Source organism: Niastella sp. (assembly GCF_045805085.1).
GTDB lineage: Bacteria > Bacteroidota > Bacteroidia > Chitinophagales > Chitinophagaceae > Niastella.
The window spans coordinates 1-12,734 of the sequence record NZ_JBJMLX010000172.1 but is presented as its reverse complement, the minus strand read 5'-3'; the positions used below and the strand labels follow the sequence as shown (position 1 = coordinate 12,734).

Genomic DNA, 12,734 nt, shown 5'->3' with positions numbered 1-12,734 from the left:
ATTTGCCCTGCCTTTCGATTCAAAATATGTGAACGAATGGAATTCGTTTGATGTGCATATGCAAACGCTGGAGCCGGAAAATCAAAAAACATACAACCTGCAATCTTCGCCCTGGGGTGGCGTATGCGCAGTACCGCAATTTATAAACACCTTTGACCCCGAAGACAGCCGCCTGCTCGATAACTACATCAGGGGACAGCAGTATACGGCTACAGGCGATAGCATCTTTGGCACTATGGGCGCTTTTGTAGGAAAGCCGCTGGCTTATCGCAATGTTTTGCCGGGGGTTGACCAATCGGAAGAAGTAGATGGGTTCAGGCTGGGGAAATTTGAAATAGCGATGAAGGCTACCAACCGCCTCAGTAATGACTGGCCGCTTTTCAGGTATGCCGATGTGTTGATGATGAAGGCTGAATGTTTATTAAGATTGGGAAGCGCTGATGCAGCAGCTGCCATTGTAACGCAGGTGCGTCAGCGGGCTTTTAAATCGAACCCTGCCAAAGCGGTTGTAACAGGCGCACAGTTGTTGGGCGGAAGCAGTTATGACTATGGGCTGCGCAATCATTTGATGTCAACCTTTGAAGGCGGCGCCGATATCAAATATGGCCGTTTCCTCGATGAATTGGGCTGGGAATTTAACCAGGAAGCCCGCCGCAGAACAGATATGATCAGGTTTGGCGTGTTTACCAAAAAATCATGGTTGTCTCATATGCCCAATGGAGATTACCGGGCACTGTATCCCATTCCTAAAACAGAGATGGATAAGAATACGAATTTGAAACCGAATCCCGGTTATTAATCACTGATCTATAAATAACTGACCCTTGAGGTCATAAGAAGTTGATGAGTTGACGAGTTGACGAGTTAACAAGTTAACCAGTTAACTCGTCAACTTTTTAACTTGTCAACCGGTTTTCTACTTCTTACTTCTTCTCCATAAGCAAACACAGCCCAAATGAATAACAGAAGGATCATTTTTTTACTATTGTGTCTCCCCATTACGGCCTGGTCGCAATCGTACCAGCGTACTCCCAATGGGATCAAAGCAAGGATGCAGGCAATTGATGTGGAGGTGCAATTTTATACGCCGCAAATTGTGCGCATAATAAAATTGCCGGCAGGCGCCACGGCAAAGGACAAGAGCCTGTCGGTCATTGCGTCCCCACAAAACGGGTCGCTGACTATTGCCGATCAAAGAAATGAATTGATAGTAAGCAGTCAATCATTGCAGGTTACGCTTAACCGGCAAACGGCAGCCATTCGTTTTTATACTCCGCAGGGCCATTTGTTATTGCAGGAAAAAGAAGATGGAACTCATTTTTCACCTTCGGCAGATCCTCAACAGTATGAAGTTGAACAGGCGTTTCAATTGGAAGCCGGTGAATCTGTTTATGGGTTGGGCCAGCATCAGAATGGTACAATGGACCAGCGCGGTCAGCAATTGCTGCTGAAGCAAAACAATATGCAGATCGCCATCCCATTTTTTCAATCTGTCAAAGGCTACGGTGTATTGTGGGATAACACTTCAACCACCCATTATAAAGACAGTGCCAATAGAACGTCATTTCAATCGGAAGTGGGGGCGGGTATAGATTATTATTTTATTCAGGGCGGCAATGCCGATAAAGTAATTGCCGGTTATCGCCAACTCACCGGGCAGGCGCCGCTGTTCCCCCGCTGGACGCTTGGTTACTGGCAAAGCCGCGAGCGGTATAAAAGCCAGTACGAAACCAATGAAGTGGTGCGCAGGTACCGGCAACTGCATGTTCCTTTGGATGGCATTGTGCAGGACTGGCAGTACTGGAGTGAAGATGAAAGCTACTGGAACTCAACCGAGTTTGGCAATCCCCGTTTTCCAGAACCTAAAAAAATGGTGGATAGTGTACATGCCCAAAATGCGCACATCATTATTTCTGTATGGCCCTCGTTTGGCAACAAAACGAAAATTTACGAGACGTTCAAACAACAGAATATGTTGTTTGGCGATTATGTTACCTGGCCCATCAATCCGAATGTGCAGGTATATGATGCATTCAATCCGCACGCCCGGGACATCTACTGGCAGTACATGAATAAAAATATTTTCTCTATCGGCATTGATGGCTGGTGGCTCGACTCAACCGAACCCGATCATTTCAAGGATAAAGAAAGTGATGAATCCTATAAAACTTTCCTTGGTGCTTATAGAAAAGTCCGGAATGCATTTCCGTTAATTCATACCGGCGGGGTTTATAAACATCAGCGGGCAACCACGGCCAATAAAAGAGTATTTATTCTGGCAAGGTCGGCATTTAGCGGTCAGCAACGGTTTGGCACCATGATGTGGTCGGGCGATGTGGTATCGGGATGGAATGTTTTCCGCAAACAGATCTCCGGCGGTCTTAATTTGTCTTTATCCGGTTTACCATACTGGAACAGCGACCTTGGCGGCTTTTTCTCAGGAAGAAATTATCCGGGCGGCGTAAGCGATGCAGCCTTCCGGGAACTGTATGTGCGCTGGCTGCAGTTTGGAACATTCTGCCCCATGATGCGTTCACACGGAACAGATACCCCCAGGGAAATTTATCAGTTTGGCGCCAAAGGCGACTGGGCTTACGATGCCATTGAAAAGTTCATTAACCTGCGTTACCGGTTCCTCCCCTATAATTATTCCAATGCCTGGCAGGTTACTTCTCACGCCGGTACTATGATGCGTGCCCTGGTGATGGATTTTGCAACCGATAAAAAAGTATGGAACATCGATAATGAATATATGTTCGGGAGATCCGTATTGGTTTGTCCCGTAACAGATTCCATGTATACCAACAGAGCGAATGGCAATACCGCCGTTGATCTCAATACCATCAAAAAGCAAAAATTGTATTTGCCTGCGGGAACCCAGTGGTTCGATTTCTGGACAGGTGAAAAATTGCCTGGCGGACAGGATGTAGAGAAAGAAGCGCCAATAGACATTATGCCTTTATATATTAAGGCCGGCTCAATTGTTCCGATGGGCCCGTTTCAACAATACACTTCCGAAAAAAAGCCGGAGGCGCTTGAAATAAGAATTTATGAAGGGGCCGATGGCAATTTCACTTTGTATGAAGACGAAGGCGACAATTACAATTATGAAAAAGGAAAATATGCTACTACCGACCTGGTCTGGAACGATAAAACCCGCACATTGGTGATCAAAGATCGAAAGGGATCCTACCCTGGAATGGCTGAGCATCTTACTTTCAATATTGTATTGGTAACCCGTAATAATGGAATTGGCATGGAAACGCCCACAAAATTTGACAAGGTGATTAACTATACAGGCAAAGCAATAGTAACTCATCTGTAATTGAATGTCTCAGAAGTAGAAAATGGCACATACGAAAAAGCTCCCCGATTCTTCGGAGAGCTTTTTTTATGCCCATGGGTTGTGCGGCAGCCAGTCTGAAAAAAATATTGGGATTAAAATAAGAAATTGGATCTTTTAGCATTATAGCTTGATGCCCGCCAAAAACAAACATATTCCTGTCAATGCTTTTCCCCCCGGAGTGGGTGAAGGAATAATCATTATCAGAAATTCAATTGATGGTTCGCCCAATTTCAAGGAGGTGGAGCGATCGCATAGGGATGGGGGGCATTCCTTTATATTGCAGGAAAAAGGGACCACCCATATTGAGATTGACTTTCAAAAATATGCAATAGAGGCGCCAGCGGTGATATACATGCATCCTAACCAGGTGCATCGGCTGATCGGGTTCGATAAGGCTACGATCAGCAGTTGGATCATAACCAGTGAAAATCTTCTTCCGGAGTTCCTGCAATTACTGGAAGACCTCACGCCTGTCGTGCCCTTATCTTTAAAAAAAGAGACGCAAACCATTCTTTCTGAAACGGCTTCCCTATGTATACAATTTTCTGAAAGAAAGAAGGAGAAACTGTATCACCAGATCCTGAAAGAAAGCTGTAATACCCTGGTCGCATTAGTCGCTTCGCAGTATTTAGCCCAATCTAAACCAGCGCAAAACGCCTCCAGGTTTGAAGTAATTACCAAAGCGTTCAGATCTTTGCTGGAACGTAACTTTACAACCGCCAAAAGTCCGATGGACTATGCTAAAAGACTGAATATCTCCACTCCGTATCTGAATGAGTGTGTGAAAACCACTACGGGCTATGCTGTTTCCTGGCACATTCAGCAGCGGATCATATTGGAAGCAAAGCGACTGTTGTATCATTCCGACAGATCCGTAAAAGAGATTGCAGGTGATCTGGGTTATGAAGATCACTCTTACTTTGTGCGGCTCTTTGCCAAAGTTTCAGGTGTGACCCCTTTGGCTTTTCGGGGGAAAAACTTCGATTAGTCCTATACTTACCACGTATCGATATTGTTTACACTTTTGATAGTCTGTTCCTTTGTATCAATTCAAAAGGATATAAAGATGAAGACATCAAAAGCAACAGGATTATTAGCCAACAAAAAGATAGCCATCGTAGGTGGCGGACCGGGTGGATTAACGCTGGCCAGGCTTTTACAAGGTAAAGGGGCAGCCGTGAAAGTGTATGAACGGGATTTCAGCAATGAAGCACGCGTACAGGGCGCCATAGTTGATCTGCACTTTGAATCAGGGTTGAAAGTGATTAAAGCAGCCCGTTTGCTGGATGCATTTAAAGCGAGTTATATGCCCGGGGCTGATAAGTTCCGTTTGCTTGACAAGGATGCGACTATCCTTTTTGATGAACCGAACAAGGGACCTGTTGATTTTGATGACGAGCGCTTCAGGCCGGAGATTGACAGAGGCGCCCTTCGAAATTTGCTAATAGAATCGCTGGAGCCTGAAACTGTTGTTTGGGACAGTCAGTTTGCCAGCCTGGAACAGGTAAACAATGCCTGGAAACTCACCTTTAAAAATGGGACAACGGCTATTGCGGATCTCGTGACCGGGGCAGACGGTTACCGGTCAAAGATCCGTCCCTATGTAACAGATATTAAAGAACGCTATTCAGGATCAACCATTATCCAGGGCGAGATAGACGATCCTGAAAAAGATTGCCCTGACATGTATGAGTTAGTTAATAAAGCTAATCTTATGGCAATGGGCCCGGGAAAGACCATCGCTGCCCAACCAAGAGGTGACGGTGGCATAACATTTTATGCCACATCATTATATCCTGAAGACTGGATTAAAACCTGTGGCATTGACTTTAATAACAGCGGGCAGGTGTACGATTATTTAGTTGATTTCTTTGAAGGCTGGAATCCTGTATTCTATTCGCTATTCAAAGCCTGTAACCGTTTTGTGCCCCGGCCATTAAACTATTTTCCTATAGACCAGCACTGGCAGCCAAAAGCAACTATCACGCTCATTGGCGATGCCGCTCATTTGATGCCGCCATCAGGCGAAGGGGTTAATACGGCCATGCTGGATGCGTTGGATGTAAGCGAATGCCTTACCAGCGGTGAATTTAATGACCTGCAAGCCGCTATAGGAGCTTATGAACAACGGATGCGGGCAAGAGCTGCCATCCTGGGAAAGGAAGCATTGGAAGGGATAAAAGACTTCTCCTCTCCTACCGATGCCTCGATCAGGAAATTGTTGGAAATGTTTGGTTCAAATGTGCAATAGTTGGTTAACTTACAGATCGCATTAAATCAAACTATATGAATAACCTTTTTAAAAGCTTACTGGCAATAACAATAATCACCCTCACCTGTAATGACAGCTTTGCGCAAAAGCAAAATACAGGCGTACAAAGAGTGGTAATTATCCGGCATGGCGAAAAACCGGATATTGGCGATAATCTTTCCTGCAAAGGATTTAACCGGTCGCTGCAGTTGCCTGCTGTTTTATATGCTAAATATAAAGTTCCGGATAAGATCTTCGTACCGTCGATGAATAACGGGAAATCTGCCAGTCATGTAAGAATGTTTGAAACAATTAGTCCGTTTGCTATAAAGTACAATATCGGCATTAACACAAAATATGATGTGGATGAGGTAAAAGAGATGGCTACAGCCATTTTAAAAACAAACGGGTATGCGCTGGTAGTTTGGGAGCACGATAAAATAGATAATCTGGTGAAAGCCCTGGGCGCAGATGCAAAGGGAATGAAATGGAGCGGTGATGATTTTGATTCTATCTGGATCATAACTTTTAAAAACGGCCAGGCAATGGTTTCGACCGATAAAGAAAATATAAATCCGGCGAATGACTGCAGGTAGTATGCCTGTTTGCAGGTAACGGGGATGATGCAGCCCCCTCGTTTTGAAAAATGATTTGAAAAATATATCTTTGTATCACAAGGAAGGATGAAGTGGAAGGATCTCTGCTTTGTCCTTTTTTTATACCCCTAAACTGCATTCAGACTATTTGCGAACAACGTAGATAGCCTGGTGAAAAACCGTTCTATGAAAACATGTCAGGTTATCGCAAACCTATTCCTTTGTTCCATCTGTTGTTCATTCGAAAGGCCTCATGACACCCGCTTAGCCAATGACATTTTTACCGGCAGCGATCATATTTCAAACAAAACTGATACGACCCGGCGCACAAACGGTGATACTGTTTCTGTTCTCCCCTCATTAAAGGCATATACCAGGCTAACTTTTCAGAAAACGGAGCACATAAAAGCTGCACCCGGCACAAAATCAGTTTTATTTAACAAGACCGGACAAAAACTATATGCCATGAACCTGGAAGGCATGAGCATCTATGAATTTAACCAGGCCAGCAGACGGATTCAGCGGGAATTTAAATTTATTCCAACGGCTGGTACTGGCTGGGATTATGAAACCAACAAACCCATATCAAGCTATCAGGAAAAACCGGTAGAAGCCTGCCTGAGTCATGACGACAAATTTCTTTGGGTTTCTTTACATAATGCCGCAAGCATTGTACCCATTCCCACCGAACCAGTCATTGGTTGGGGAATAGACACTACAGATATCAGGATAAAACAAAAAAAGATCTATATAGAATATACAGGTTCTGCTAACAAAGATTCCATACGGGTGCCGGTTATTGCAACAGGTAATACTCCAAAAGTAATTGCCCGGACAGCAGATAGTAAAAATTTACTGGTAAGCAACTGGCATTCCCATAGTGTGAGCGTGCTGGCTACAGACACTGCCACTTTTCCTTATGCGAAAACAGTGAGCACCGTTCCTGTTTCTGCCATTCCAAGAGGCATAGTGGTTGATGAGCAACGGAAAAAAACGTATGTAGCCATCATGGGTGGCGCTACCATTACTGTTATAAATAATGAAACCTGGACAAAGGAATCGGAAATACCCGTTGCATCAAATCCACGTCATATCGTATTGACAGATAGTGGCCGGTTATTGGTATCTTACAACAAGCTGGCGCGAATCGCCTGTATTGATCCTGTAGCCGGTAAATCCTTATTTTCAGCCCGTACCCATGCACAACCACGCACTATTGCCCTTTCTAAAAATCACCAGTTTTTATTTGTAACCTGTTATAGCAGTGATAAAGTAGAAGTATTTAAGGTCAATAATAACAGCTTCACGCGAATAGCTTCACTTACCTGCAAAGGCCACCCCGTAGGGGTGGATATTTTTGAAGATGATAACAAACTGGAGGCCTGGGTTTGCAGTTATAATAATGGAACCATCAATATATTTTCGTTTGCGAAGAAATAATTTGAAGATAATATCATTGGAAAAGCTTCACAGAAATGTGGAGCTTTTTTTATGTTTGTAACTCATCTTTCCTCCTCAAAAAAATCGCTCTTCTCCCCTATTGCCGTTCTGAGACATTTCATCATTTCCTCGTGAAAGTCGGTACCTGCCGCATGCAGGGGATCGATAGCTTTTGCCAGCAATGTTCTTAAAGCAAACAGCTCATCCCGGTTATATTTCTTTGATGCTTTTACCAATTCCAACTTCATCAATTCCTCCTGCTGGTCCTGTTTGGGGTTGAATATCTCATTTATATGACTGCATTGGTGACAAACACCGTTCTGATTGATTAACGCGCACCTGTGTTCGAAGATATCCGTCATAACATTCCTGGCATCATTCAACAGGTGTTTTATTACGCCTTCCGTTTTTTCGAGGATCAAACAAATTTCCTTTACCTGAAAATCGTACATATTCTTTAAGATCAGCGCTACCTGGTTTTCTATGGGCAGGGTCTTTGAAATACAGGTGAAACAATAGTCGATATGCTCTTTCATTTCGTAAGCCCCGGCAGGCGAGGTATTGTGCACCATCCAAAACACCTGCCTGATCTCGTCTGAACTTATGGCCAGGTCTGCAGCCCGGTCCTGTGCATCGGCCTGCCATCTTTTTCGTTTTCTTAAATGATCGTAAGCAAGGTGGGTAGCTATCTTGAATACCCATGTTTTCAGGGAGGATTCCTGGTTAAAGGTTGCTATTTTCGAAAATGCCCTGATAAAAGTATCATGCGCCAGGTCATCTACATCGTCCCGATTGGTAACCAACCGGTACAGGTAAGACTTCAACTGGTTTTGAAATTCGGCAAACAGCGTTTGGAATGCATTGATATCGCCGGCAATAGCAGCCTGGAGGATCTCTTCTCTTTCCATAATAAATAAAAAATCAGGTTGCAGCTTTCCTGTTGAAAGCTGCAACCGCTAAATTATTATAATACGTTCAGTTTACCGCAGTCCACATCAACAATATGACTGTTGAAGGCTATCCCCGTATCGGAGGCCAGGAAGGCCGCCGTTTCACCCAGTTGTTTCAGGGTGGGACTCGTCTTTAAGATGTCGAATGCTTTGTATTGTGCAACCAGTTGCTCTACGGGTATGCCGTACTGTTTTGATGCGGACTCGATCCAGCCCGAGATCCGCTTCGTCTCCATGATAGCGCCGGAGCAGATACAGGTCACCTTTATGCCCTCTCCTCCCCATTCAGCGGCCATTACGCGGGTCATTCCTTCAACGGCGGCAGCTGCAGCCGAGAAGCCCGACAAATTGGGGATCTTGGACCGGGACGCTGCGGCTGTTAACAATAAAATAGTGCCCTCAGATCTGGATTGCATCATGTATTTCGCCGCTACCCGTGAAGTAAGAAATTGTGAACCGACGATCTTATTCATTGGGGCCATAAATTGTTCTAACGTAGCCTCCGTTGCGGCCGGACGGCCACCCATCTCGCTATAGTCGACTGCGATACCATTGAATACTACATCCAGTTTACCGTTGTCTGTGACCACCTTTTTTAAGAAGTTGTCAATTTCAGATTCATTCAATGCATCTACTTTCACGGCTTCTGCGCGTCCGCCATTGGCTTTGATCTCCTGCGCCAATGCTTTGATGGCATCCTGGTTACGAGCGGTAACATACACCTTTGCTCCGTGTTGCGAAAACGATCGGGCAACTGCTCCGGCAATCTCGCCGGATGCCGCAAAAACGACAGCTACTTTGTCTTTTAGATTTTCCATTTGTAGGTATTTATCTATGGACGAATAAGCTTCGTAAAACGGTCGGAATTTTAGAAAATAATAAAAATGACTTCCAAAATGTTGGGTACCACGTATTTGGTAACCTGAATGGGGGCCTTTCTGTAAGAAAATTTATTCGGTAGGATACTTACACTGAAGATATAATACTCCGGAGGGCTTTAAACTTCACCTTACAAATAAAACAGATCAACGGCTTTACAATCTTCTTCATCTGGGATCATTTTTAGTATTAGTTATGATTGAGTGTATGGTTAGTATGCTGGTCAGACAGATCCAGGCGCGCCTGGTCTATCATTTGAATGTAAGAGCACATCCACATTATCAAAAAAAATGAGATCCGCAGGTGCCTTTGGCAGTTGCAGGTAATATCCAATTCCATATTCAATACGATTTAGCAGGTTAAATAATTCGCGTACCGGAATTGATCCTTTCAGAGGTTATTGAATAATATTATAATAATACTGTTATGTTTCATCATCCCATCTTCTTCCGGAGAAAGTGTTTCTAAAATAGGTGATACTTCTTACTGTTGTATACATATCTGATTATTGTAACCGGTGGGTACTTTTTACATGGTAGCTACATTCTTTTTTAAATACGTGTTCATAATAAACTCTATTTCTTCCAAACGAAACGGCTTGGATATAAAGTGATTCATCCCTGCTTTCAGACAAAGTTCTTTATCTTCTTTCATCGCATCGGCCGTTAACGCAATAATGGGAATATTGCTGTATGGTGAAGGCAGGCGGCGAATTTTCTGGGTGGCTATATAGCCATCGATCTCTGGCATATTCACATCCATAAACACTATATCAGGACAGTGCTGCAGCAACAGTTCAATGGCTTCCTTGCCATCTCCGGCTTCAATTACCTCACCTCCCATCTTCACCAGTACTTCAGATATAAGTAGCATATTCAACGGATTATCTTCTGCAACCAATATTTTTGCGCCCTGAAATAACTTTTCCGGTGCAGGTAATTTATCGGGGTCTTCTTCCAGGGAATCAGATTTTTCAAAGAGCGACGTCAGCAGGTTCGTGAGTTCACCCAGTTTTACCGGTTTGGAAAGGAATTTGTCTATGCCACTATTTTCGGCTTCCTGCTGAAAGGTTGTTCTTTCAAGCGATGACAGCATCAGGATAAATGGTATGGCATCGGCCTTCATTGTTTTTTTAATTTGTTGCACCAATGTAATACCATCCATTTCAGGCATCTGATTATCCGTAATAATAAGGTCAAATTGTTTGTTCTCTTTACCGGATCTTTCAATTGCCTGTATTGCTTCAGGGCCGTTATAACAGATCTTACAGGGAATATTCAGATACCTGAAAATATCTTCCATTAATTTACAATTGGTAATATTGTCGTCTATAACCAATACCCTGCGCAGTTTGCCTTTTGAAGCAAATGAAACAGCAGGCAGTTCGCTTACAATCTCCATGGCAAGGTGCAGGGTAAAGGTGCTTCCCTTTCCATATTCGCTTTCTACCTGCAAATTTCCATTCATTAATTCTGCCAGCCGTTTCGAAATGGTAAGCCCAAGACCCGAGCCACCGAATTTTCTGGTAGTGGAAGAATCTGCCTGGGTAAAACTTTCAAAGATGGAGTTTATTTTTTCAGCAGCAATGCCAATGCCTGTATCCTTAACCGCGAGCGCTATATCGATAAATTTCTTACCCTCTTTTTCATAGATAGCAGATCCCTGCTTAACCGTTACGAACACTTCTCCTTTAAGCGTAAATTTTATAGCATTGCCTATGAGGTTTACCAATATTTGTCGTATTCTTACAGGATCGCCAAAGAACTGAGCCGGGATCTTGGGATCTATGTTACAAATAAGTTCAATATCTTTTTCCTGGGCTTTTATAGATAATATATCGATCGTTTCATCAATTATTTCATCAAGCTTGAAATTGGCATTATCTATAATTAGCTTTCCGGCTTCTATCTTTGAAAAATCGAGGATATCATTAATTATATTGAGCAGGTTATAGGCAGATTTCTGAACATTCTGCAGATATTGTCTTTGCGTTTTTTGAAGGCTGGTCGTTAGCACAAGGTCGGTAAACCCGATGATGCCATTCATAGGTGTACGTAATTCATGGCTCATATTGGCCATGAATTCGCTTTTGGCAATGCTGGCGGCTTCTGCGTTGTTCTTCTGCTGTTCCATGTGTATACGATCGATAGCAGAACCTAATGTATCGGAAAATGATTCCAGGATCGAAAATTCCGCGCGTGTCCACTCGCGTTCTATTTTGCAGTCATGAATACTGATAAACCCCCATAACCTGCCTTCTGCAAAAACCGGGATAATAGTTAACGATCTCACCTGCTTATTTTCGAGCCATTCTTTTATCCGCGACTCTTTTAATTGCGCTACACTACTGTAAAAAATTTCATTCTCATGCAATGTTTGCTCTATATCGGGGGAAAAACAAACGAAGACCTGCTGAAATTCGGGCGCCCGGTATTCCACTTCATTGGTGATGCTGTTCCAACATGCCAACTGACTGCTGTATGTTTTTTCATCGATATTATCGGTATAATTACGAAAGGTTGATATCATATCAACTCCCATTTGAACGCCCAGTAATTTAATGGCATTGCCAATGCCGGTTTCAATATCATTATTACTGATGAGTTCATGAACTGCTGATCCAACGGCCTGTAACAGGCGGTCTTTTTTATTTAAATAGCCGGCCATTTCCAACAATTCCATTTCCCCCGTTTTTAAATTATCGCGCATGGAAATGAGCGCCTTACCCAACGTATCTTCCTGACTCAGAGGATTAAACGGAATATTGAAATTTCTTTTACCTACTTCGTATGCAAAATTGGCCGTTCCACGCAGGTTTTCGGAAAGATTATTGACTGATTGCACCATCTCACCGATCTCATCTCTGTTTGCCTGATAATCGATCCGGCGGATAATGCCTTTACCCAGGTCATTTATGATGCCCCTTATTTTATTGATAGGACTAATGATGCCGTTAGCCAGGTATATCGAGAGAAAGATCCCGGCTAAAATGATGGTAACAGCTAATAAAATAATCAGGATCCTTAGTTCTTCGGTGGAACGGGTGAGTTCGCTATTTTCCTGCCGCCTGATACTTTGCACATAGGAACTGATATTGTTTAAAGAATTTATTAATTCATCGGTGCGTGGAAGTACTTTTTCTTCCAGTATGGTTTCAGCCTGCAGCCTGGTTACCGGATCATCGTAATCGTCGAACCCGTTTAAAGAGTTCATTATGGATCTTTCCATAACAAGCACCTCATCAAAGCCAGCATACACTTTATGTAAGCTAT

9 protein-coding genes are annotated in these 12,734 nt (G+C 43.4%); 6 read left to right on the top strand and 3 right to left on the bottom strand.

The features are described from left to right. The 6 genes from ACJ751_RS08895 to ACJ751_RS08870 form a co-directional block, all read left to right on the top strand. Window positions 1-799 (top strand): RagB/SusD family nutrient uptake outer membrane protein (locus ACJ751_RS08895; RefSeq protein WP_407745133.1); only part of this gene is annotated, 799 nt, incomplete at its 5' end. A gap of 156 nt (window positions 800-955) precedes the next feature. Further along, on the top strand, window positions 956-3,325 hold the full coding sequence (locus ACJ751_RS08890) for a glycoside hydrolase family 31 protein (RefSeq protein WP_407745132.1): 2,370 nt from the start codon (window positions 956-958) through the stop codon (window positions 3,323-3,325). A 151-nt stretch (window positions 3,326-3,476) separates the two neighbouring features. Then, a complete protein-coding gene (locus ACJ751_RS08885) occupies window positions 3,477-4,334 on the top strand; it encodes a helix-turn-helix domain-containing protein (RefSeq protein ID WP_407745131.1) in 858 nt (285 codons plus the stop codon). 78 nt (window positions 4,335-4,412) lie between these two features. Continuing rightward, a complete protein-coding gene (locus ACJ751_RS08880) occupies window positions 4,413-5,597 on the top strand; it encodes an FAD-dependent oxidoreductase (protein WP_407745130.1) in 1,185 nt (394 codons plus the stop codon). A gap of 35 nt (window positions 5,598-5,632) precedes the next feature. Further along, on the top strand, window positions 5,633-6,193 hold the full coding sequence (locus ACJ751_RS08875; RefSeq protein WP_407745129.1) for a histidine phosphatase family protein: 561 nt from the start codon (window positions 5,633-5,635) through the stop codon (window positions 6,191-6,193). 186 nt (window positions 6,194-6,379) lie between these two features. Then, on the top strand, window positions 6,380-7,633 hold the full coding sequence (locus ACJ751_RS08870; protein WP_407745128.1) for a YncE family protein: 1,254 nt from the start codon (window positions 6,380-6,382) through the stop codon (window positions 7,631-7,633). 62 nt (window positions 7,634-7,695) lie between these two features. On the opposite strand, the gene ACJ751_RS08865 is transcribed toward ACJ751_RS08870, so the two are convergent. From ACJ751_RS08865 to ACJ751_RS08855, 3 genes are all read right to left on the bottom strand, one after another. After that, the gene (locus tag ACJ751_RS08865) at window positions 7,696-8,586 is read right to left on the bottom strand and encodes an RNA polymerase sigma factor (protein WP_407745127.1); all 891 of its coding nucleotides are present in this window, start codon (window positions 8,584-8,586) and stop codon (window positions 7,696-7,698) included. Between the two features lie 11 nt (window positions 8,587-8,597). Next, on the bottom strand, window positions 8,598-9,401 hold the full coding sequence (locus ACJ751_RS08860) for an SDR family NAD(P)-dependent oxidoreductase (RefSeq protein WP_407745126.1): 804 nt from the start codon (window positions 9,399-9,401) through the stop codon (window positions 8,598-8,600). Window positions 9,402-9,990: 589 nt separating this feature from the next. Continuing rightward, window positions 9,991-12,734: response regulator (locus ACJ751_RS08855; RefSeq protein WP_407745125.1), on the bottom strand; the 2,744-nt coding region annotated here is incomplete at its 5' end.